The organism is Pseudomonas sp. KB_12 (assembly GCF_052114545.1).
GTDB lineage: Bacteria > Pseudomonadota > Gammaproteobacteria > Pseudomonadales > Pseudomonadaceae > Aquipseudomonas > Aquipseudomonas brassicacearum.
Window position 1 is genome coordinate 20,600 of sequence record NZ_JBFREY010000024.1, and the last position, 22,624, is coordinate 43,223.

At 61.0% G+C, this 22,624-nt stretch carries 21 protein-coding genes; 11 read left to right on the forward strand and 10 right to left on the reverse strand.

The annotated features are described in order from the left end of the window. Positions 1-67: 67 nt before the first annotated feature. The 3 genes from prpC to AB4Z20_RS19380 all read right to left on the reverse strand — a co-directional run bounded on the left by prpC (position 68) and on the right by AB4Z20_RS19380 (position 2,929). Positions 68-1,195: a bifunctional 2-methylcitrate synthase/citrate synthase gene (gene prpC / locus AB4Z20_RS19370; RefSeq protein ID WP_320389216.1), complete on the reverse strand. Its 1,128-nt coding sequence runs from the start codon at positions 1,193-1,195 to the stop codon at positions 68-70. A gap of 133 nt (positions 1,196-1,328) precedes the next feature. Beyond that, on the reverse strand, positions 1,329-2,219 hold the full coding sequence (gene prpB, locus AB4Z20_RS19375; RefSeq protein ID WP_003204061.1) for a methylisocitrate lyase: 891 nt from the start codon (positions 2,217-2,219) through the stop codon (positions 1,329-1,331). Next, positions 2,216-2,929: a GntR family transcriptional regulator gene (locus AB4Z20_RS19380; protein WP_003204063.1), complete on the reverse strand. Its 714-nt coding sequence runs from the start codon at positions 2,927-2,929 to the stop codon at positions 2,216-2,218. The genes prpB and AB4Z20_RS19380 overlap by 4 nt, the downstream gene beginning before the upstream one ends. 280 nt (positions 2,930-3,209) lie before the next feature. Between AB4Z20_RS19380 and rloA the strand changes: the two genes are divergently transcribed. From rloA to pabB, 4 genes are all read left to right on the forward strand, one after another. Further along, entirely contained in the window at positions 3,210-3,746 is a 537-nt protein-coding gene (gene rloA / locus AB4Z20_RS19385; RefSeq protein WP_214509781.1) for a retropepsin-like aspartic peptidase RloA, read from the forward strand. A gap of 5 nt (positions 3,747-3,751) precedes the next feature. Next, complete coding sequence (rloB, locus tag AB4Z20_RS19390; RefSeq protein WP_253476718.1) at positions 3,752-5,284, forward strand: osmotic stress tolerance membrane protein RloB; 1,533 nt, start codon at positions 3,752-3,754, stop codon at positions 5,282-5,284. After that, positions 5,284-6,270, forward strand: a complete 987-nt coding sequence (locus AB4Z20_RS19395) for an alpha-L-glutamate ligase-like protein (RefSeq protein WP_013693958.1) — start codon at positions 5,284-5,286, stop codon at positions 6,268-6,270. The genes rloB and AB4Z20_RS19395 overlap by 1 nt, the downstream gene beginning before the upstream one ends. A 319-nt stretch (positions 6,271-6,589) precedes the next feature. Continuing rightward, entirely contained in the window at positions 6,590-7,933 is a 1,344-nt protein-coding gene (pabB, locus tag AB4Z20_RS19400) for an aminodeoxychorismate synthase component I (RefSeq protein ID WP_253476720.1), read from the forward strand. Positions 7,934-8,059: 126 nt separating this feature from the next. Here the strand turns inward: pabB and thrH are convergent, their stop codons facing one another. Beyond that, the gene (thrH, locus tag AB4Z20_RS19405) at positions 8,060-8,677 is read right to left on the reverse strand and encodes a bifunctional phosphoserine phosphatase/homoserine phosphotransferase ThrH (protein WP_223472556.1); all 618 of its coding nucleotides are present in this window, start codon (positions 8,675-8,677) and stop codon (positions 8,060-8,062) included. Between the two features lie 174 nt (positions 8,678-8,851). Between thrH and AB4Z20_RS19410 the strand changes: the two genes are divergently transcribed. The 3 genes from AB4Z20_RS19410 to AB4Z20_RS19420 all read left to right on the forward strand — a co-directional run bounded on the left by AB4Z20_RS19410 (position 8,852) and on the right by AB4Z20_RS19420 (position 12,366). Further along, on the forward strand, positions 8,852-9,595 hold the full coding sequence (locus AB4Z20_RS19410; protein WP_013693959.1) for a phosphoadenylyl-sulfate reductase: 744 nt from the start codon (positions 8,852-8,854) through the stop codon (positions 9,593-9,595). 452 nt (positions 9,596-10,047) lie between these two features. Then, positions 10,048-11,577 (forward strand): NCS1 family nucleobase:cation symporter-1, encoded by a 1,530-nt coding sequence (locus tag AB4Z20_RS19415; protein ID WP_214509778.1) that lies wholly within the window; start codon positions 10,048-10,050, stop codon positions 11,575-11,577. Between the two features lie 60 nt (positions 11,578-11,637). Then, positions 11,638-12,366, forward strand: a complete 729-nt coding sequence (locus AB4Z20_RS19420; RefSeq protein ID WP_018600232.1) for an aspartate/glutamate racemase family protein — start codon at positions 11,638-11,640, stop codon at positions 12,364-12,366. A 131-nt stretch (positions 12,367-12,497) separates the two neighbouring features. Here AB4Z20_RS19420 and AB4Z20_RS19425 read toward each other — a convergent pair whose 3' ends face one another. Further along, a complete protein-coding gene (locus AB4Z20_RS19425) occupies positions 12,498-13,421 on the reverse strand; it encodes a LysR family transcriptional regulator (protein WP_442090426.1) in 924 nt (307 codons plus the stop codon). 124 nt (positions 13,422-13,545) lie between these two features. Here AB4Z20_RS19425 and AB4Z20_RS19430 point away from each other — a divergent pair, with 124 nt between their 5' ends. Beyond that, positions 13,546-14,292, forward strand: a complete 747-nt coding sequence (locus AB4Z20_RS19430; RefSeq protein WP_253476724.1) for a 3-oxoacyl-ACP reductase family protein — start codon at positions 13,546-13,548, stop codon at positions 14,290-14,292. Positions 14,293-14,361: 69 nt separating this feature from the next. On the opposite strand, the gene AB4Z20_RS19435 is transcribed toward AB4Z20_RS19430, so the two are convergent. From AB4Z20_RS19435 to AB4Z20_RS19455, 5 genes are all read right to left on the reverse strand, one after another. Next, the gene (locus AB4Z20_RS19435) at positions 14,362-15,057 is read right to left on the reverse strand and encodes an HAD-IA family hydrolase (RefSeq protein WP_014339428.1); all 696 of its coding nucleotides are present in this window, start codon (positions 15,055-15,057) and stop codon (positions 14,362-14,364) included. A 256-nt stretch (positions 15,058-15,313) separates the two neighbouring features. Continuing rightward, positions 15,314-15,697: a hypothetical protein gene (locus tag AB4Z20_RS19440; RefSeq protein ID WP_253476726.1), complete on the reverse strand. Its 384-nt coding sequence runs from the start codon at positions 15,695-15,697 to the stop codon at positions 15,314-15,316. 87 nt (positions 15,698-15,784) lie between these two features. Continuing rightward, positions 15,785-15,991: a hypothetical protein gene (locus tag AB4Z20_RS19445; protein WP_253478620.1), complete on the reverse strand. Its 207-nt coding sequence runs from the start codon at positions 15,989-15,991 to the stop codon at positions 15,785-15,787. A 563-nt stretch (positions 15,992-16,554) separates the two neighbouring features. Next, a complete protein-coding gene (locus tag AB4Z20_RS19450; protein WP_003204097.1) occupies positions 16,555-16,965 on the reverse strand; it encodes a glycine zipper domain-containing protein in 411 nt (136 codons plus the stop codon). A gap of 757 nt (positions 16,966-17,722) precedes the next feature. Beyond that, positions 17,723-19,912 carry a response regulator gene (locus AB4Z20_RS19455; protein ID WP_442090427.1) on the reverse strand — a complete coding sequence of 730 codons (2,190 nt, stop codon included), beginning with the start codon at positions 19,910-19,912 and terminating at the stop codon, positions 17,723-17,725. Between the two features lie 309 nt (positions 19,913-20,221). Between AB4Z20_RS19455 and AB4Z20_RS19460 the strand changes: the two genes are divergently transcribed. The 3 genes from AB4Z20_RS19460 to AB4Z20_RS19470 all read left to right on the forward strand — a co-directional run bounded on the left by AB4Z20_RS19460 (position 20,222) and on the right by AB4Z20_RS19470 (position 22,590). Then, positions 20,222-20,500 carry a short-chain dehydrogenase gene (locus AB4Z20_RS19460; RefSeq protein WP_442090428.1) on the forward strand — a complete coding sequence of 93 codons (279 nt, stop codon included), beginning with the start codon at positions 20,222-20,224 and terminating at the stop codon, positions 20,498-20,500. 257 nt (positions 20,501-20,757) lie between these two features. Beyond that, positions 20,758-21,450 carry a phytanoyl-CoA dioxygenase family protein gene (locus AB4Z20_RS19465; protein WP_253476730.1) on the forward strand — a complete coding sequence of 231 codons (693 nt, stop codon included), beginning with the start codon at positions 20,758-20,760 and terminating at the stop codon, positions 21,448-21,450. 84 nt (positions 21,451-21,534) lie between these two features. Next, positions 21,535-22,590, forward strand: a complete 1,056-nt coding sequence (locus tag AB4Z20_RS19470; RefSeq protein ID WP_442090455.1) for an alpha/beta hydrolase family protein — start codon at positions 21,535-21,537, stop codon at positions 22,588-22,590. Positions 22,591-22,624 lie beyond the last annotated feature (34 nt).

A 22,624-nucleotide genomic window follows, 5' to 3' on the forward strand; every position in this document is an offset into this window, starting at 1 on the left:
ATCGCGAGCAAGCTCGCTCCCACAGGGTTTCGGGGGTATCCAGTTCCTGCGGCTAGAACCCTCCAGCTCAGCGTTGTTCGATTGGCACGAACTTGCGCTGTTCGACGCCGGTGTATTCGGCGCTCGGTCGGATGATGCGGTTGTTGGCGCGTTGTTCGAACACGTGGGCGGCCCAGCCGGTCAGGCGCGAGCAGACGAAAATCGGCGTGAACAGCTTGGTCGGGATGCCCATGAAGTGGTACGCCGAGGCATGGTAGAAATCGGCGTTGGGGAACAGTTTCTTCTGTTCCCACATGGTCTTGTCGATAGCTTCGGAGACCGGGAACAGCACCGTGTCGCCCACTTCATCGGCGAGTTTTTTCGACCAGCCCTTGATCACCTCGTTGCGCGGGTCGTTGTCCTTATAGATCGCGTGACCGAAGCCCATGATCTTGTCCTTGCGCGCCAGCATGCCGAGGGTGCCCTCGATGGCCTCCTGCGGCGAGCTGAAGCGCTCGATCATTGCCATCGCCGCTTCGTTGGCACCGCCATGCAGCGGGCCGCGCAACGAGCCGATGGCGGCAGTGATGCAGGAAAACAGGTCCGACAACGTGGAGGCGCAAACCCGGGCGGTGAAGGTCGAGGCGTTGAATTCGTGCTCGGCGTAGAGGATCAGCGAAACATTCATCACCTTGACGTGCAGCTCGCTCGGTTTCTTGCCGTGCAGCAAGTGCAGGAAATGGCCGCCGATGGACACTTCGTCGGTCACGCATTCGATGCGCTGGCCTTCGTGGCTGAAGCGATACCAGTAGCACATGATCGCTGGGAACGCGGCCAGCAGGCGGTCGGTCTTGTCGTGCTGCTGGGAAAAGTCTTCCTCGGGTTCCAGGTTGCCCAGGAACGAGCAGCCGGTACGCATGACGTCCATCGGGTGGGCGTCGGCGGGAATGCGCTCCAAAACCTCTTTCAGGGCTTGGGGCAAGTCCCGCAACTGGCGCAGTTTACCGGTGTAGGCGTCCAGCTGTGCCTGGGTCGGCAGCTCGCCGTACAGCAGCAGGTAGGCCACTTCTTCAAATTGCGCATCTGCCGCCAGGTCGCGAACGTCGTAGCCGCGATAGGTCAGGCCGGCGCCCGACTGGCCTACGGTGGACAATGCGGTTTGCCCGGCCACCTGGCCACGGAGCCCGGCGCCACTGAGTACTTTTGCTTCGGCCATTTGCTGTCTCCATTTTTTAGATTTGTAGAGATTGGAAAAAGATCGCAGCCTCGTTGCACTCGACAGCTCCTACACAGCTCCTACGCGGCCCCACCCTGTAGGAGCTGTCGAGCGAAGCGAGGCTGCGATCTTTTCATTTCTTCGCCGCGAACAACGCATCGAGCTTCTGCTCGAAGGTGTGGTAGTCGATGCGATCGTAAAGCTCCATGCGGGTCTGCATGGTGTCGATGACATTCTGTTGCGTGCCGTCGCGGCGGATCGCGGTGTAGACGTTCTCGGCCGCTTTGTTCATGGCCCGGAAGGCCGACAACGGGTACAGCACCAGGGACACGTCGGCACCGGCCAGCTGTTCGGTGGTGTACAGCGGGGTCGCGCCGAATTCGGTGATGTTGGCCAGGATTGGCGCTTTCACGCGGCTGGCGAACAGCTTGTACATCTCAAGCTCGGTGATGGCCTCCGGGAAAATCATGTCGGCACCCGCCTCGATGCAGGCCGCGGCGCGGTCCAGGGCTGATTCCAAGCCTTCCACCGCCAGGGCATCGGTACGGGCCATGATCACGAAGCTGTCATCGGTGCGGGCATCGACGGCGGCCTTGATGCGGTCGACCATCTCTTGCTGCGAGACGATTTCCTTGTTCGGGCGATGGCCGCAACGCTTGGCGCCGACCTGGTCCTCGATATGAATGGCCGCCGCGCCGAACTTGATCATCGACTTGACCGTGCGCGCCACGTTGAACGCCGAGGAACCGAAACCGGTGTCCACGTCCACCAGCAGCGGCAGGTCGCACACGTCAGTGATACGGCGCACATCGGTCAGCACGTCATCCAGGCCGGTGATGCCCAGGTCCGGCACGCCGAGGGAGCCGGCCGCCACGCCGCCACCCGACAGGTAGATCGCCTTGAAACCGGCGCGTTTGGCCAGCAGCGCGTGGTTGGCGTTGATCGTGCCCACCACTTGCAACGGATGCTCGGTGGCGACCGCATCGCGGAAACGCTGGCCTGGCGTGCTCTTGCTGGAACTCATGACTCACCTCGTTCAGTGGCGGCGCTGTCCTGGAAATGACGCGCAATGTTGCGTTTGGACGCACCGATGTGCCGGCGCATCAATAATTCAGCCAGTTCGCCGTCACGGTCGGCGATGGCGTCTAGAATCCGGTGGTGCTCGGCAAAGGCCTGGCGCGGACGGTTGGGCGTGGTGGAAAACTGGATGCGGTACATGCGCACCAGTTGGTACAGCTCGCCGCAGAGCATCTGCGTCAGGGTGCGGTTGCCGCTGCCCTGGATGATCCGGTAATGGAAGTCGAAATCGCCTTCCTGCTGGTAATAACCGACACCGGCCTGGAACGCCGCATCGCGCTCGTGGGTTTCCAGCACCCGGCGCAGCTCGTCGATTTCTTCCAGGGTCATGCGTTCGGCCGCCAGGCGGCAGGCCATGCCTTCGAGGGATTCACGGATTTCGTAGAGTTCCAGCAGCTCGGCATGGCTCAGCGACACCACCCGGGCACCGACGTGAGGCACCCGCACCAGCAGGCGCTGGCCTTCCAGGCGATGAATCGCCTCGCGCAGCGGCCCGCGGCTGATGCCGTAGGTGCGCGCCAGCTCGGGCTCGGAGATCTTGCTGCCGGGGGCGATCTCGCCTTTGACGATGGCGGCCTGGATACGTCGGAAGACGTTCTCGGAAAGCGTCTCCGAATCGTCTTGGGCCATCACCGGGGTTTCGAGCTGATCGAGCATATTGTCGACACCTTGCAAATCAATACGGCAAAAACTAACCAATAGCGGCGTTAACGTCAAAGCAAAAATCAACATTGTCGACAATCGTCTAATAAGCTCACCCGCCATAACCGCTCGTTTGAATGCGTCGTAGCGTCCGGCCAGCGGTGGCGTCAGAAAACCACCGTGCTAGAATGCCGCGCGATTTGCCGCTCTCCTTTTATAGGGAAGGCTGCCCAGGGAGCTTGTGCAGTAATGCCAGGGCCTGAACCGATAAACGGAACGCTGCGCACCAGGATCTATGACACTCAAGCCCTTCACCGCTGCTCTTTATTTCGTGTGCCTGCCGGGGCTTGCCGTGGCGGGTGAAAAAACCGTGTACGGCCTCAACGAATATGCCGCCCTGCAGGGCATCGACCTGGAGGTCGCCGCCAAGCTCGACACCGGCGCCAAGACCGCGTCCCTCAGCGCCCGGGACATCAAGCGCTTCAAGCGCAATGGCGAGTCCTGGGTGCGCTTTTACCTGGCCATTGACGCGGCCCACTCGCACCCCATCGAACGTCCGCTGGCCCGGGTCAGCAAGATCAAGCGCCGCGCCGGTGACTACGACCCGGAAGAAGGCAAGAAATACACGGCCCGGCCGGTCATCGAACTGGACATCTGCATGGGCTCGGCCCTGCGCAGCATTGAAGTGAACCTGACCGACCGTAGCGCCTTCCAATACCCGTTGCTGATCGGTTCCGAGGCGCTCAAGCGCTTCGACGCGCTGGTCGACCCCAGTCTTAAATACGCTGCCGGCAAACCCGCCTGCGCCAATGCCGCTCAAACCGCAGAGTAATTCCAATGCGCTCCCTTACCCTCCATCTGAAAATGCTGATCGCCATCCTGGTGGTGCTGGGCCTGTCGGTGACGGCCTATCAGATTTTCGTGCTCGGCATTCCGGTCACCGAAGACGCCACCGACGACTTGTGGAACATCGACGCCAAGGTCGAGTTCGTGCCCAATGCCAAGGACCCGGTGAAGATCCAGATGTTCGTGCCACCGCTGAGCCGCGACTACGTGAGCCTCAACGAGAGTTTCATTTCCAATAATTACGGCGTAGCGGTGAACCGGGTCGACGGTAACCGCAAGGTGACGTGGTCGGCCCGGCGCGCCAAAGGTAACCAGACCCTGTATTACCGCCTGGTGCTGACCAAGCGCTACAGCGCCGAGAAAACCAAGGTCAAGGGCCCGACCTTCCGCGACAGCATCGCCGTCGAAGGCCCGGAGAAACTGGCCGCCGAGGCTCTGCTCGCGCCGATCCGCCAGCATTCGGCCGACGTCGAGACGTTCATCAGCGAAGCGATCAAGCGGGTCAACAACCTCAACGACGACAACGTCAAGCTGTTGCTGGCCGGCGACCCTTCCTCGGCCAACAAGGCGCGCATCGTCGAACTGGTGCTGTCCATCGCCCACGTGCCGGTGGAAAAGGTCCACACCATCCGCCTGGTGGCCGAGCAGCCGCAGACACCTGAGCTGTGGCTGCGCAGCTTCAACGGCACCGACTGGCTGTATTTCAACCCGGACACCGGCGAACAGGGCCTGCCCACCGACCGTCTGCTGTGGTGGACCGGCGATGAAAACCTGATTACCGTCGATGGCGGCAAGAAAGCCACCGTCACCTTCAGCATGAACAACAGCGAAATGAACGCCATTCGCCTGGCCAAGCTGACGGACGAGAACACCGACGCCAACTTCCTCGAATACTCGCTCTACGGCCTGCCGCTGCAAACTCAGCAAACCTTCATGATCATGGTCATGATCCCGATCGGCGTGCTGGTCATCCTGATCCTGCGCAACCTGATCGGCCTGCAGACCCTGGGGACTTTCACCCCGGTACTGATCGCCCTGGCCTTTCGCGAGACCCAACTGGGTTTTGGCATCATCCTGTTCTCGGTGATCACCACGCTGGGCCTGTCGTTGCGTTCGTACCTGGAGCACCTCAAGCTGCAAATGCTGCCGAGACTCTCGGTGGTGCTGACATTCGTGGTGGTGCTGATCGCCGCCATCAGCCTGTTCAGCCATAAGCTGGGCCTGGAGCGCGGCTTGTCGGTGGCGTTGTTCCCGATGGTGATCCTGACCATGACCATCGAACGCCTGTCCATCACCTGGGAAGAGCGCGGCGCCGGCCACGCTATGAAAGTCGCCATCGGCACCTTGTTCGCCGCGTCCCTGGCACACCTGATCATGAGCGTGCCGGAACTGGTGTACTTCGTATTCACCTTCCCGGCGATCCTGCTGATCCTGGTGGGCTTCATGCTGGCCATGGGTCGTTATCGCGGCTACCGCCTGACCGAACTGGTACGGTTCAAGGCCTTCCTCAAGGCAGACTCCTGATGTTCGGCTTCTGGAAGACCTGGAAGGCCCTGGAAGCCCGGGGCATCATGGGCATCAACCGGCGTAACGCCGACTACGTGCTCAAGTACAACAAGCGCAGCCTGTACCCCATCGTCGATGACAAGATCATCACCAAGGAACGGGCCATCGCCGCCGGCATTCATGTGCCGGAGCTGTACGGGGTGATCTCCACCGAAAAGGAAATCGACAAGCTCGACGAGATCATCGGCGGGCGCACCGACTTCGTGATCAAGCCGGCCCAGGGCGCTGGCGGCGACGGCATCATCGTCATCGCCGACCGCTTCGAAGGCCGCTATCGCACGGTGTCCGGCAAGATCATCAGCCATGAGGAAATCGAGCACCATGTCTCCAGCATCCTCACCGGCCTGTACTCCTTGGGTGGGCACCGTGACCGGGCACTGATCGAATACCGCGTGACGCCGGACCAGATCTTCAAGAGCATCAGCTATGAAGGCGTGCCGGACATCCGCATCATCGTGCTGATGGGCTATCCGGTGATGGCCATGCTGCGCTTGCCAACCCGCCAGTCCGGCGGCAAGGCCAACCTGCACCAGGGCGCCATCGGCGTGGGTGTCGACCTCGCCACCGGCCTGACCCTGCGCGGCACCTGGCTGAACAACATCATCACCAAACACCCCGACACCACCAACGCGGTGGACGGCGTGCAACTGCCCTACTGGGACGGTTTCATGAAACTGGCCGCCGGTTGCTATGAGCTGTGCGGGCTGGGCTACATCGGCGTCGACATGGTGCTGGACCAGGAAAAAGGCCCGTTGATCCTGGAATTGAACGCCCGGCCAGGCCTGAACATCCAGATCGCCAACGACTGCGGCCTGACCTTGCGCACCCACGCGGTGGAAGCCCACCTGGAAGAACTCAAGGCCCGCGGCGTTACCGAAACCGTGGAAGAGCGCGTGGCGTTTGCCCAGGCGTTGTTTGGGCATATTCCGCCGGTTGAAGGCTGACGGCTGACGGCTGACGGCTGAAAATTGAACCTTGCTCCCGCCGGGTTCTGTAGGAGCTGGCGAAGCCTGCGATCTTTTGATCTTGATCTTGATCTTGATCTTTCGCTTGCGACTCAATTGTCTGGGACAAGATCGCAGCCTCGCTTCGCTCGTCAGCTCCTACACAGCTCCTACGGGCGCAATCCTGCGGGAGCAAGCTCCCTTGCCACAGATATCGTCGATCCTTCCAGACATGCCCATCTCCGACATCCCTCTAGGAGCAAATCCTACAGAGGGATTACAATCGCTCCCCCGCCTGAACGGCTGACCTGCCCCGCCCATGCCAACCTGCTCCGTACACCCGCTGCCCTACCGCGCCAACCCTGCCGAGTATTTCGCGGCGATCCGTCATGCCCCCGGCAGCGTGCTGCTCGACAGCGGCCGGCCGAGTGCCGAGCGCGGGCGTTACGATCTGCTCAGCGCCTGGCCGCTGGAGCAACTGGCGGTGTTGCCGGACGAGAGCGGTAGCGACTTCTTGCAACGCCTGCGCATTCAACTGACACAACTGGGCGACGCGGTACTACCGACCACGGTGCAATTGCCCTTTGCCGGCGGCCTGATCGGCTATTTGAGCTATGACTTCGGCCGTCACCTCGAAACCTTGCCGTCCCACGCCAAGGACGACCTGCAACTGCCCGACGCGCGTTTTGGCGTGTACGACTGGGCGCTGGTCAGCGATCACCAGGCCGGCACCAGTCAATTGGTCTTCCACCCCCATTGTGGCGAAGGCGAACGCCAGCGTCTGATCGCGCTGTTCAGCCAGCCGACTGCGGCATCCGTTGGCGTCTTCAGCCTCGAAGGAGCGATGACCCCCGACCTCAGCGCCGAAGCCTATCGACAGGCCTTCGAGCGTATCCAGGCGTATATCCAGGCGGGTGACTGCTACCAGGTCAACTTTGCCCAGCGCTTTCGCGCGCCCTGCCAGGGCGATGCCTGGGCCGCTTACCAAGCTCTGAGGGCGGCGTGCCCAACACCGTTTTCCGGCTTCCAGAGCCTGCCCGATGGCGGCGCGGTGCTGAGCCTGTCCCCCGAGCGCTTCGTCAAGGTCAGCGAAGGCCAGGTGGAAACCCGGCCGATCAAGGGCACCCGGCCCCGCGGCACAACACCCAGCGAAGACGCGGCCCACGCCGCCGAGCTGCTGGCCAGCCCCAAGGACCGGGCGGAAAACCTGATGATCGTCGACCTGCTGCGCAACGACCTGGGCCGCACCTGCCGCATCGGCTCGGTGCGGGTGCCGGAGTTGTTCAGCCTGGAAAGCTACCCGAACGTGCATCACCTGGTCAGCAGCGTGACCGGCGAGTTGGCTGTGGATAAAGATGCTCTCGACCTGATCGCTGGTAGCTTTCCCGGCGGCTCGATCACCGGGGCGCCGAAAATCCGCGCCATGCAAATCATCGACGAACTCGAACCGACTCGACGCGGCCTGTATTGCGGCTCGTTGCTGTACCTGGACGTGCGCGGGGAAATGGACAGCTCCATCGCCATCCGCAGTTTGCTGGTCAAGGATGGGCAGGTGTGCTGCTGGGGCGGCGGCGGGATTGTCGCGGACTCGGACTGGGAGGCCGAGTATCAGGAGTCGATTACCAAGGTGAAGGTGCTGCTGGAAACCTTGCAGAACCTCTGAACAGCCCCCTGGCCTGACCCAAGACCTTGTGGGAGCGAGCTTGCTCGCGATTGCGTTGGGCCAGCAGCCTTTGTGCTAACTGATACACCGCTATCGCGAGCAAGCTCGCTCCCACAGGGGTTGGGGTTACAAGCTCAGGCTGCGGTTCGAAGCCTTGAGGAATTCCTGCTTCAACTCGGCAAAGCTATGCACCGCCGGGAATTGCGGGAATTCACGGATCACGTTTTCAGGCGCATGGAACAGAATCCCGGCATCGGCTTCGCCCAGCATCGTGGTGTCGTTGTAGGAATCTCCCGCGGCAATCACCCGGTAGTACAGGCTCTTGAAGGACAGGACCGACTGGCGCTTGGGATCTTTCTGACGCAACTGGTAGCCGGTCACCCGCCCGCTGTCATCAGTAATCAGCCGATGACAGAGCAATGTCGGGAAGCCCAACTGGCGCATCAATGGCTGGGAAAACTCGTAGAACGTGTCGGAAAGAATCACCACCTGGAAGCGCTCGCGCAGCCAGTCGACGAACTCGATGGCGCCGTCCAGCGGCTTGAGGGTGGCGATGACTTCCTGGATATCGGAAAGCTTGAGGCCGTGTTCATCGAGGATGCGCAACCGTTGCTTCATCAGCACGTCGTAGTCGGGAATGTCCCGAGTGGTTGCCCTGAGGGAGTCAATCCCGGTTTTTTCAGCGAAGGCGATCCAGATCTCCGGGACCAGTACACCTTCCAGGTCGAGACAGGCAATTTCCACAAGACACTCCCATTTTTTCTGATGTTTATTGGTTGAGCGAACAAAAGGCTTGCCGACTCTAGCCATTCGTCGAAGCCTGCGCAACGCACAGGAACGCGCCAGCCCCGACAGCTTTTGTTACCATCAGCCCTATATAGAGCGCCCAGCGCCACCGACCTGTAGGAAACCGCCCTGATGAGCCCATCGTTTGACGTCGTGGAACTCGCCACGACCTATGCCAACAAGTCCCCGCAGGACATCCTCAAACTGGCCTTCGCCGAATTCGGCGACGAGCTGTGGATATCCTTCAGCGGCGCCGAAGACGTAGTGCTGGTGGACATGGCCTGGAAACTGAACAAGAACGTCAAGGTGTTCAGCCTCGACACCGGCCGCCTGCACCCGGAAACCTATCGTTTCATCGACCAGGTGCGCGAGCACTACAAGATCGACATCGAGCTGGTTTCGCCGGACTACACGAAACTTGAACCCTTCGTGAAGGAAAAAGGCCTGTTCAGCTTCTACAAGGACGGTCACGGCGAGTGCTGCGGCATCCGCAAGATCGAACCATTGCGGCGCAAACTGACCGATGTCCGCGCCTGGGCCACCGGCCAGCGCCGCGACCAGAGCCCCGGCACCCGCAGCCAGGTGGCGGTGTTGGAAATCGACACGGCGTTTTCCACCCCGGAGCGCACCCTGTACAAGTTCAACCCCCTGTCGCAGATGACCAGCGAAGAAGTCTGGGGTTACATCCGCATGCTGGAACTGCCTTACAACAGCCTGCATGAACGCGGCTTCATCAGCATCGGCTGCGAGCCCTGCACCCGCCCGGTGCTGCCAAACCAGCACGAGCGCGAAGGCCGTTGGTGGTGGGAAGAAGCCACGCAGAAAGAATGCGGGCTGCACGCCGGGAACATCATCGCCAAATCCAAGACCGTCTAAGCGTCCGCCGCACCCTGTACACAAAAATGTCACTGCAAGTGGCATTTTTGTGTGCACTTATTACGTTACTGCCCCCAAAGGTTACACACACCTTCCCGCCTCGCCTGCCCTCCTTACTCCATTGGCGTTCGCAAAAAAATAAATACCTGTTTAAACGGTCAGTTTTAAATCACGGTATTTCAGTTACTTATTCAAAGATCATAACGAAACGAAATTAGCGCTTCTTCGGATAGATCCGTAAGTGGCATAGATCTGGCTTGAGTCGACACGTGTTTTGTATACAACTTATATAAAACATACACACACTTTAGATCCGCAAGCCTGAAGCGCCCTATCCCGTACAGGCTGCAGATGCCCCGTAATCAATGATGCTCGCCCGCCGCGACGAAGATTTGTCGAGCCCTGCGCTCATGCACAGTCATCGCTGCGCCGAGAATCAGGAGCCTGCCGGAATGCGTACAAGTCTCTCCAATAACATCGCGCTGGATCTGCCCTCCACCACCACGGCCCTCGACGACAACACTGCCGCGTCCCTGGCCCTCAGCCCGAGGCTGCACAACAAGGACCTGGCGCCGACCAAGGCCGAAGGTCGACGCTGGGGTCGCTACAGCATCTTTGCCCTGTGGACCAACGACGTGCACAACATCGCCAACTACTCCTTCGCCATCGGCCTCTATGCCCTGGGCCTGGGTGGCTGGCAGATCTTGCTGTCCCTGGGGATAGGCGCGGCGCTGGTGTATGGCTTCATGAACCTGTCCGGCTACATGGGCCAGAAAACCGGGGTGCCGTTCCCGGTGATCAGCCGGATCAGCTTCGGTATCCACGGTGCGCAGATTCCTGCCTTGATCAGGGCGGTCATCGCCATTGCCTGGTTCGGTATCCAGACCTACCTGGCGTCAGTGGTGTTCCGGGTGTTGCTGGTGGCGATCCACCCGGGCTTCGCCGACTACGACCACGATTCGATCCTCGGCCTGTCGAGCCTGGGCTGGGTGTGTTTCGTGGCGATCTGGTTCGTGCAACTGGTGATCCTGGCCTACGGCATGGAAACGGTGCGCCGCTACGAAGGTTTTGCCGGCCCGGTGATCCTGGTAACCGTCGCGGCCCTGGCCGGTTGGATGTACACCCAGGCCGACGCCACCATTGCCTGGTCGATCCGCGAACCGCTGACCGGTGGCGAGATGTGGCGCAATATCTTTGCCGGTGGCGCGCTGTGGCTGTCGATCTACGGCACCTTGATTCTCAACTTCTGCGACTTCGCCCGCTCCTCGCCGTGCCGCCGGACCATCGTCGTCGGCAATTTCTGGGGCCTGCCGGTGAACATCCTGGTGTTTGCCGGGATTACCATCCTGCTCTGCGGCGCGCAGTTCCAGATCAATGGGCAAATCATTGAAAGCCCGACCCAGGTGATTGCCTCGATCCCCAACACCTTCTTCCTCGTGTTGGGCTGCCTGGCGTTCCTGATCGTCACCGTGGCCGTGAACATCATGGCCAACTTCGTCGCCCCGGCCTTCGTGCTCAGCAACCTGGCGCCCAAATACCTGACCTTCCGTCGCGCCGGGTTGATCAGCGCCGCCATTGCCGTGCTGATCCTGCCGTGGAACCTCTACAACAGCCCGTTGGTGATCGTGTATTTCCTGTCCGGCCTCGGCGCCCTGCTCGGGCCGCTGTACGGGGTGATCATGGTCGACTACTGGCTGCTGCGAAAAGGCCGCATCAACGTGCCGCAACTGTATAGCGAGGACCCAAACGGTGCGTATTTCTACAGTAATGGGGTCAACCTGCGGGCGGTGGCGGCATTCATTCCGGCGGCGCTGATCGCGATTATCCTGGCGCTGGTGCCTGGTTTTGACAGCGTGTCACCGTTCTCCTGGCTGATTGGCGCTTCGATTGCAGGGCTGCTGTACCTGATCATCGCCAAGCGCCAGCCGTATTACGAGGACGTCAGCGGCGAATCCATCGCTGTGGATAACGTCAATCATTGATCGCTCGAACGGCCCGCCAGGTTCGGGCCGCTTACTTTTATGTGTTAAGGAGGACAGTTCATGCGAATTCTTGTGGTCAACGTCAACACCACCGAATCCATCACCCAGGCCATCGCCCGCCAGGCCCAGGCCGTGGCCGCGCCGGGCACCGAGATCGTCGGGCTCACGCCGCATTTCGGTGCCGACTCCATCGAGGGCAATTTTGAAAGCTACCTGGCGGCCATCGCGGTGATGGACCGCGTGATGTCCTACGACCAGCCGTTCGACGCGGTGATCCAGGCCGGCTATGGCGAACACGGTCGTGAAGGCTTGCAGGAACTGCTGAACGTGCCGGTGGTGGACATCACCGATGCCGGCGCGAGCACCGCCATGTTCCTCGGCCACGCTTATTCGGTGGTCACCACCCTGGACCGCACCGTGCCGCTGATCGAAGACCGGCTCAAGCTGTCCGGCCTGTTCGACCGCTGCGCCTCGGTACGGGCCAGTGGTTTGGCGGTGTTGGAACTGGAGCAGGATCCGCAACGGGCGGTTGAAGCCATCGTGCAACAGGCCGAACTGGCAGTGAGCCAGGACAAAGCCGAAGTGATCTGCCTGGGCTGCGGCGGCATGGCCGGGCTCGACGAGCAGATCCGCCAGCGCACCGGCGTGCCGGTGGTCGATGGGGTGACGGCGGCGGTGACCATTGCCGAAGCGCTGGTACGGCTGGGGTTGTCGACGTCGAAAGTGCGCACCTACGCGACGCCTCGGCCCAAGACCATCATTGGTTGGCCGGGGCGGTTTGGGCGGTGAGTTCATGGTTTTAGACTGAGGTGCCTCGAATCGCGAGCAAGCTCGCTCCCACAGGGTTGGTTGTGTTCACAAAAATCAATTGTGGGAGCGAGCTTGCTCGCGATTCGGCCCAACGCGGTCCAGAGCCCAGCTCAAACCGCACTAAACCGCCGCGCCAACCCCTGCTCGGCAAACTGCTCGATGATGAAATCCACAAACGCCCGGGTCTTGCCTGGCAACAGCTTGTGTTCGGCGTAGTAGATGGAGATGTTGCCATCGTCGACATACCAGTCCGGCAGCACCCGCTGCAGTGCCCCGCTTTCCAGAAAGGGAACGGCGATCGGCATGCTCACCAGACCGATACCCAGGCCTTGGGTGGCGGCCGCGCAGTCGGCTTCCGAATCGCTCATGGTCATGCGCGTCTTGAGCGTCAGCGGGCTGTGTTCCCGATTGCGACTGGTCAGTTGCCAGGAACGCACGCGCCCGGTTTGTGGGGAACGAATCAGGATGCCTTGATGCTGTGACAGATCTTCCGGCTCTGTCACCGCGGCATGGGTTTGCAGGTAGCCGGTCGAGGCAACCAGCACCCGATGAGCCACCGTCAATTTGCGCGCCACCACCCCCTGGGGCAGCTCGAAACCGCCGCCGACGGCGGCATCGAAGCCCTGGCCGATCAGGTCCACCTGGCGATTATCGAAATGCCAGTCCGGGTTGATCGCCGGATAACGTCGCAGAAATTCCCCCAGCAACGGCACGACATACAATCGACCGAACGCCGTGCCCATGCTCACCTTCAGCGTCCCCGCCGGTTGCCCGCCGGCGCTGGCCAGATTGGCGACGGCGTTCTGGATGGTGTTGAAGCTGCTGCCAACTTCTCCCAAGAACAACTGGCCGGCTTCGGTCAGCCTCAGGCTGCGGGTGCTACGCTGGAACAGGCGTACGCCCATTCGCGCCTCCAGCTTGGCGACGCTTTTACCCACCGCGGCCGGGGTCACGCTCAGACGTCGCGCCGCCTCGGCAAAGCTGCCGACTTCGGCGCTGCGCACGAAGCATTCGATACTGTTGAAGGTCTCCATGAGCCTCACTCTAAACTTTTGGTTTAGACAGACTATAGCAATGACGGTCTACACAGCCCACGGCACCTTCTTGATACTCGCCCCATCACCGCGGCATCTCGCCCCGGCACTTTTGGAGATCATCATGAGTAACCAAGCACTGAGCGGTAAAGTCGCCTTGATCCAGGGCGGTTCTCGCGGCATCGGCGCCGCCATCGTCAAACGCCTGGCAGCAGAAGGCGCCGCCGTGGCCTTCACCTACGTCAGCTCTGGCGCAAAATCTGAAGAACTGCAGAACAGCATCACCGTAGCAGGCGGCAAGGCCCTGGCGATCAAGGCCGACAGCGCCGACGCCGAGGCCATCCGTAACGCCGTCGCGGCCACCGTCGAGGCTTTTGGCCGGTTGGACATCCTGGTCAACAATGCTGGCGTGCTGGCGATAGGGCCGCTGGATGAATTCAAACTCGAAGATTTCGACCAGACCCTGGCCATCAACGTGCGCAGCGTGTTCATCGCCACCCAGGCCGCTGCGCCGCACATGGGCGAAGGGGGTCGGGTCATCAACATCGGCAGCACCAACGCCGACCGCATGCCCTTCGCCGGCGGTGGGCCCTACGCCATGAGCAAGGCCGCACTGGTTGGCCTGACCAAAGGCCTGGCCCGTGACCTCGGCCCGCGCGGCATCACCGTCAACAACGTGCAGCCCGGCCCGGTAGACACCGACATGAACCCGGCCGACAGCGATTTCGCCTCCAGCCTGATGTCGCTGATGGCCGTCGGGCGCTACGGCAACGTCGATGAAATCGCCAGCTTCGTCGCTTACCTGGCAGGGCCGGAGGCCGGTTACATCACCGGTGCCAGCCTGACCATCGACGGTGGTTTCGGCGCCTGATCCAGGCATGAAAAAACGCCGGTCATGGCTTTAACCATGACCGGCGTTTTGCTGTGTAGCGCGACAGTGTCAGGCCCACTCCAACTCCGGCAGACCGCAAAGGCTCGGCTGGAACATTTTCAAGGAGCGAATGATCCCGTCGGCGTGCGCGTACTTTTCATCCGCCATGGCCGAATCCGGAATGGCAATGGCGGTCATGCCGGCGGCTTTCGCCGCCGTCACCCCGAACGGCGAATCCTCGAACACCAGGCAGTCGCGCGGCTCGACACCCAGGCGCCGGGCAGCCGTGAGGAAGATATCCGGCGCTGGTTTCGCCGCCCCGACCTCAGGGTCATCCGCCGTCACGATGAAGTCGAACAGCGCGAACCAGTCCCGGTGCAAAGTGGTTTTCAGTGCGAAGGTCGGGCTCGACGAACTGGTGCCCACCGCAATGGGAACGTTGTGGGCTTTCAAATGCCGCACCAGCTCCTCGGCGCCGGGCATGCCCAGGGCATGAGGAAAGCGCTCGCGCATCAAGGGCTCGCGGATGACCAGGAACTCTTCGGGGGTGATCGGCAATTCCAGCGCCTGGACGACGTAATTGGCCAGGTCCGTGGCCCCGCGCCCGATGATGTTCTGCTTGACGCTCCAATCGAACGTGCGCCCGTAGCGCTCGGCGATGATGGACGTGACCTCGGTGTAGATCCCCTCGGTGTCCAGCAACAGTCCATCCATGTCGAAAATCACAGCTTTGATCGGGCCAAACTCTTTCAGCGGTGCATTCATCGCATCTGATCCGTTATCAACACAACATTCCAGGGATGGCTCAGGTGCGGCCAGGGCAGCGTGTTCGCCTTAAAGGATTCAGCAGGATAACGAAGGGGGCTTGGAGGCGGCAATGGGCAATCTATGAATGGGTTTTTGTGGCGAGGGAGCTTGCTCCCGCTCGGGTGCGCAGCGACCGTTGGATCGTGGGGTCGCTTCGCGACCCAACGGGAGCAAGCTCCCTCGCCACAGAAAGCGGACGGGTGTGGAAGGATGGTTATTGACCCGAGCTGCCGGAGCCGCCCGATCCCGAGCCACTGCTGCCCGAGCTGCCGCCGCTGTCGCGGGTACCGGTTCCTCCGTTGCTCCCACCGCCGGCGTCGGCACCGCCCATCGTGCTGCCTCCACTCATCGAACCGCTGCCGGTACCGGGGCTGGTGCTGCTGCCGTTGGCATCGCCGCCGTTCCCGCCGCTCACAGAGCCCGGGGGCAAGGCGTTACCGTTGGCACCGGAATTGGAGCCGGCCTCCATTTCCGTGGAAGGTGGCATCCCGCCCTTGTCCACGGGGGGCGTGCCGCCCGAAGATTCTGCCAAGGCAGCCAGTGAACTGAGCGAAAGAATCCCGGCGAGTGTCAGCGCTGTCATGTTGGACTTCATCATGGTGAGTCTCCTTTTCAAGATCCTTACCTGATGTGTGGCACGCGTGGCGGGACGATGGTGCCGCTGAATCGACAGACGGGCCTGCGATCAGCTCGGCTTGCCGGAGGCATCGTCACCGGCGATGTCCGGGTCATCCGGGCTCGCTTCGATCTCCTCATCGTCGCTGGGGACCTGCTCGACGCCCGCATCGTCATCGGGTGGACGCTGGTCGCGGCTCAGGGAGTTGGTGGGCGAAGGCAGCGGGTATTCCGGGGTTTCATCCTCCTCGATCAAGGGAACCTGGGCGTCATCCATCAGGGAACCGGGGTCTTCATTACCTGGGTCATTGACGACAGGCGTGCCCGAGGAGTCGTTCTCGTCCTTGTCTTGCGTTTGCGGCGTCATGGTACACCTCGCAATTGTTGATGGATGTATGAGTTCGAAGCGGGGGGATGGCAATCGTTCCGGAGATTTTGATTTGCCGTTCTGGGGGGTATGTTTCAGTGGGAGTGTATATCCATTTCCTCGGTAACGGCCGCGTATGGTTCCGCTCTTACAGCGGCTCACTTTTGAGAAGCCCGGGAGCCGGCCCAGTCAAAAGTAAGCAAAACGCTCATGCCCCACCGCGAGGCGGCCTGACAGCCGATCTGGTTCTTGATGGAGACCGCGTTTCTCCTGTGGGAGCGAGCTTGCTCGCGATAGCGGTAGTGCAGTTGCATAGCGGCTGGACTTGCCTGCTGGACTTGCCTTGGGTACTTAGCCCGCCAACCCAAAAAAGCCCAAAAAAAACGGCGCTTCCCATTGCTGAAAGAAGCGCCGTTTTTTCCAAGCGAACAGCATCACGGCACAAGGCCGGGTCTATTCATCCAAGCATCCGCTTAACGATGCTTTCTCTTGTGCTTGTACTTCTTGCCACTGGAGTGACGGTCGTTGTCATTGGACAGGTTGCTGCCCAACGCGCCGCCCGCCGCGCCGCCGATGCCTGCGCCGATGGTGGAACCGGTGGAGCCGCCCAGACGGTTACCGACAACCGAACCACCGGCCGACCCCAAGCCACCGCCAATGGCCGCTTCGGTGCGGCTGCCCTTGCGAGCGCCTACGGCACTGCCGGCTGCGCCGCCAACGCCCGCGCCAATCGCGGCGCCGGTGCTGCCGCCCATCTGCTGGCCGACCACGTTGCCCAATACACCGCCCAGACCACCGCCGACCGCGGCGGTACCATCGCCGGCAGCCATCGCGCCCTGGGCAACCACCAACCCCAGTACCAAGGTGGACAAAGTCAAACGCATGATAGAAACCTCAAAAATGCCGCATCGGGGAGAAATGGCCGGTGCGCGCGGGCGCGAGTTTACGCCAGACAGCGTCAGCCATGATGGTTGGACAACGAAACGGGGGTTTATTTTATGACAGGCAAAAAAAAGCCCGCTGGGGAAACGGGCAGGTACTGCTTTCTAACGGATGAGCTGAGACTACGTACCTGCTTGTGAAAGAAACGTGAAAGAAAATGCCAGTTGAGAAAAGATGAAAAATATTTACGCAAAAGCCGAAATCGCCCTGTAGGAGCTGCCGAAGGCTGCGATCTTTTGATCTTTCGCTTGAGACTCAATTTGTCTGGGGAAAGATCGCAGCCTCGTTGCACTCGACAGCTCCTACACAGCTCCTACGCAGCCCGGCGGGAGCAAGCTCCCCTACCACGATCCGCCGTCACTTTCTGACCGGGACCCTGGGCAAGAACTTGGCCTTCTCCCCTCGCTGTACTTTGGCCACCTTCGTCCTGATGGACTTGATCGGCTCGTCACCGAAGTCCGCATGATAGGCCGACTGACCACATTGCAACCCTTCATTGATCGGATACGCGGCAGTGTTCTCCTCGCTGTACGGTGCTCCCATTGCCTTTCCCCTTTCATCGAGGCCCATACCGGCAACAACCGGTTGCCTGACAATATCGACCTTCACGACAATGAGACTAGCCGGTCATCAACAGACTGTTGATTCAACAACGCCCTTGGCCGACGAATGGAACTCACTGTTTCAGAAAGGAAACACTCATTCAGCCCCCAGGATCGTCCGGTTTAAAACCCGGGAAACCTGATCGGCCGAATAGGGTTTGGACAAGAATTCAAAGCCCTCATGGCCGCTGTGGGCCAACTCTTCGCTGTAACCAGAAGTCAGCACCACCGGCAAATCCGGGCGCCGCTGGCGCAGTTCCCTGGCCAGGGCAATGCCGCTGATGCCGGGCATCACCACGTCAGAAAATATCGCGTCAAATGCCATCGCATCCGGGCCGACCAGTTCCAGCGCTTCCTCGGCGTTGGTCGCCCAGGCGGTTTCGTAGCCCAGGTCCTGAAGGATCTGGTTGGCAAAACGCCCCACCTCCAGGTTGTCTTCCACGATCAATACCCGACGCTTGCCCTTTTCCGGCAGCAGATGCGTGTGTTCTTCCCGGACAGGCTCATGGTTTTTCTCGGGCGCCACCTCCGGCAGGTACAAGGTGAACACCGTGCCCTCGCCCACCACGGTCGAAACATCGACGTTGCCACCGGACTGCTTGGCAAAGCCAAACACCTGGGACAAGCCCAGCCCCGTGCCCTTGCCCACTGCCTTGGTGGTGAAGAAGGGCTCGAAGATGTGCTCGAGCACTGGCGAGTCAATACCGGTACCAGTGTCCGCCAGGGTAATGGCAGCAAAGGATTGCCCGGCCCCGGCATGACCACGGATCGGCGGCATGCCACCGCCGCAACTGAGCCGAAGCCACAGCGTGCCCTGGCCATTCATGGCATCCCGGGCATTGAGGGCCATGTTGATCAGCGCCGTCTCGAACTGACTCAGATCCGCGCGGATGTAACAGGGCCGATCGCACAGCTCGACGTGGACCTGTATCCGCGCCCCTGTGACGGTTTGCAGCATGTCCCCCAGGCTCTGCACTTGCTTGCCCACATCGATGACTTGCGGCTTCAACGGCTGGCGCCGGGCAAACGCGAGCAACTGGCTGGTCAGCTTGGAGGCGCGCTCCACAGTTTCGGACACCGCCGTCATGTAGCGTTGCCGACGTTCCTCGGACAGGCTGGGCATGCGCAGGAAGTCGACCGAAGAACGAATGATCGTCAGCAGGTTGTTGAAGTCATGGGCCACACCGCCGGTGAGCTGGCCGATGGCTTCGAGCTTTTGCGATTGGCGCAGCGCCGCTTCGGTCTGTTTCAAACGCGTGGTGCGCTCCTCGACCCGTTCTTCCAGCGTCGCGTTCAATTCGGCCAGGGCCGCCAGGCCTTCGCGCACGGCAGCGTCGGCACGGGCGCGCTCGATGTGGGCCCAGGATCGCTCGGTGACCTCCATCAGCAGCGCCAGGTCGTAGGATGACCAGACCCGCGGCGTTTTATCGTGGATCGCCATCAACGCGGTCAATCGCCCGCCCTTGATCAACGGCACGCAGATGGTGGCCGCGATGCCAATGGCCTGGAACGTCGCCGCTTCCTCCGGCGCCAGTTCCTTGAGGTTATCGTTGATCACCAGCGGCTTGCCGGCCCGCAGGTTAGTGACTGCCAGTCGGCCAAAATCAGCCAGTCGATAATGCCCAAGGATATGCGGCGAGCCCACCCTGGCCCAGTCACCACGAATGGTGAAGCCGTCCTCGTCCTCATCCATGTCCGCGTAGGCACAATTGGACAGGTTCAGGTGCGCCGCCAGGATCCGTGTGGTGGCTGCCATGATGCTTTGCGGGTCGGTGGCGTTCGCCACGGCATTGCCGATGGCATCGAGCACCGCCAGCCGCTGGGTCATGAACACCGTGGACGTGGTCTCGGTAACCGTATCCAGCATGCCCACGACCTTGCCGAACTGGTCACGGATGGGGCTGTAGCAGAACGTGAAATAAGCCTGCTCAGGACCGCCGCCGCGCTCGATGACCAGGGGGAAGTTCTCTATATAAGTCGCTTGCCCATCGAAGGCGCCCTGCACGATCGGCCCGATATCGCTCCAGACCTCCTGCCAAACCTCATCGAACGGCCGCCCCAGCGCCTCGGGCTTGCTGCCGAGGATCTGCAGGAACGCATCGTTGTACAGCGTAATCAGGCCCGGCCCCCATACGATGGCCTGGGGAAAATGCGAGGCGAGGCTCAGCGCCACGGTGGTCTTCAATACATCAGGCCAGTGGGCAAGCGGCCCGAGCGGCGTGTCCTCCCAAGGATGGCGGCGAACCCGCTCAGCCATTTCTCCATAGCTCTGGAGCCAATCTGTCATTGCGTTCGATCCTTCTGAGCCGCCAATACCAACGAGGGGGAAAAGCTTGTGACCCCAAGCAGGACTGTATTATCCCGCGCCGGGTGGGAATGCGCGATTGGATTGTGGGATGTGTCGGGGGGCAAATGGGAGATGAAAGGCGAAAATGGGGGGTGTGGCTACAGAAAGGTCCTACATATCGTTGGGAATTGGCCTGCCTATCCATCTATTGCGTCGTTTTTGTGGGGGAGTCTATAGTTTTGCCGTCGCCCAGATGGCGACCGGGTTTGGCGACCCGCAGTGGGCAAAACTATCCAGTGGAGCTTACTTATGAACCGATATATGGGCCTTACCAGCAACACCGACGACCAACCCCTCTACGTCGACACCACCGCCCCGCTACACATCCTGCTCGACTCAGCCGCTTACCGAATCCGTGCCGCTACCCAGTTCCTGGAAAATTTGGCGATGCGCGATGAACAGACGATCGACCCCGCGACCTTGCAAGATCTGGCGCAGCTTTGCTGCATCCCACTGCGTGATGGGTGCGACGTGATGGATGTGATTGCACGACGATTGGATGCGGCACCGGCAAGTTCCACGTTATAAGCCTGCCAGCCGACAACCTGTGGCGAGGGAGCTTGCTCCCGCTTGAACTGCGTTGTAGGAGCTGTCGAGTGCAACGAGGCTGCGATCTTTTCACTGCCAATTGAGTTCGGAGCGAAAGATCAAAGGATCGCAGCCTCGTTGCACTCGACAGCTCCTACACAGCTCCTACAGGGCCCCTGACTCATCAAGGGCTGATGGTCCCACTTTGGTTTGCATACTAGCCTTCCAAATGCCCGCACAAGGACGTGGAGAAACCCATGCCTGACCGCAAACAACTCCACCAAGACGGCTACGCCCTGCTCCGTCAAGCCATCCCGACCGAGTGGCTGGCCGACCTTCGTGCAGTGTTTGATGCGGGCGTGAAACCGTCGGACCAATGGCCAGTGCCCCGCGGCATGGACTGGCGCTATTCGATGCTGGATGACGATTCAACAATTCAGGCCGTGTGTCGTCTACCCCAGCTACTGTCGGTGGCGGGAGAGTTGATCGGCGAGCGATTCTTCCTCTCCCAAGTGGAAGGCCGCGAGCCTCTTGCCGGTGGCGGCCACCAACAACTGCACCGCGACTTGTCGGCCCAACGGCCAGGCGACATCGCCATCGCCCTGGCTTTTTTCGACGATTACGGCCCCGAGAACGGCGCGACACGGATCGTCCCCGGCAGCCATCGACCTGAGCCGGGCGCCCCACCTTTCGACTTCAATGACGAGTCACGCGCCGTACAGCTTTCCGGCTCTGCCGGTGACATCCTGGTGTTCGATGTCGATCTGGTGCACGCGGGCAGCCTGAACGTGATCGGCGCACGCCGTCGTTCCATTCTGATCAGTTATTTCTCGGAGTCGCTCTACGCGTCACACCTGGAAACCGTGGTACTGCGCAATATTCGTATGGACACCAGCGACCGGTTCACCCCTTCGGAGTTTGCTTTCGGGGGCGAGGTTTTTGGTCGATAAAAGTTGTGCGCAGCGGTTCGAATCTGAGCTTTAATGCCCGTGCTTATCGACACCCCCATTCGTCTAATCAAGGAAGAAACGACATTGAAAACAGCTTTCGGCGCCCTGTTGTTGGCTTGCCTGACACCTATCGCATTTGCTGACGAAAACCCCGTCGGTTTCCAATCCTCCACCCTGCCGGATCCGCACAATGGCCGCGCACTGGAGATGGTCGTTTGGTACCCCAGCGCAACGACCGAAACCCCGCAACTGATCGCCGATAACGCGGTGTTTGTCGGCGCTGCTGCCGTGCGTAACGCACCACCCGCTGCCGGCGAACATCCATTGGTGGTGCTCTCCCACGGCTACAGGGGCAACTGGAGCAACCAGATCTGGCTGGCCAGCTCGTTGGCCCAGAAGGGTTACATCGTCGCCGCCATCAACCACCCCGGCAGCACCACCCATGACCGCAGCCCGCAAGCAGCGGCGCAATTATGGCAGCGGCCCGGCGATCTGCRTCGAGCCATCGATGCGGTCACGACTCAGCCTGAAAAATTTGGCCGGGTCGCCAATGGACGAATTGCAGCCGTGGGCCATTCACTCGGTGGTTGGACCGCCCTGGAAATCGTCGGCGCTCGCTTCGACCCAGAGCGCTTCGCCCAAGACTGCAAAGCCCATTCGCAGTTATCCAGTTGCTCCGTTTACGAACAGATGAACCCCGCCAGCACCGCTGAATCAAAGGCCGAACTGGCCGCCGATTGGCGTGATAAACGCGTTACTGCGGTGGTGACATTGGACCTGGGCCTTTCACGGGGCATGACCGATAAAAGCTTGACCGCGCTGCCTGTCCCCGCCCTGGTGATCGCGGCTGGCGTACCGTCGCGAGAACTTCCCGCCGAGTTGGAATCTGCCAACCTGGCCAAGCGCCTGCCCTCGGCGTCAAGCCGTTACATCGAGATCAAAGACGCAAGCCACTTCAGCTTCACGTCGATGTGCAAACCTGGTGCGCAGGGGATGCTCGAAGAGGACGTGCCGGGGGATGGAATCATTTGTCGGGATGGTGATGGCGGTCGTGCTCGCGGGGTGATTCAGCAGCAGGTTGTATCGCTGATCGCGGAGTTTCTGGCGCAATCACCTGCAGACAAAAAAGACAGTTTGTAACCGGTGGAACTGACTCGCTGCGGCTTAACGAAAA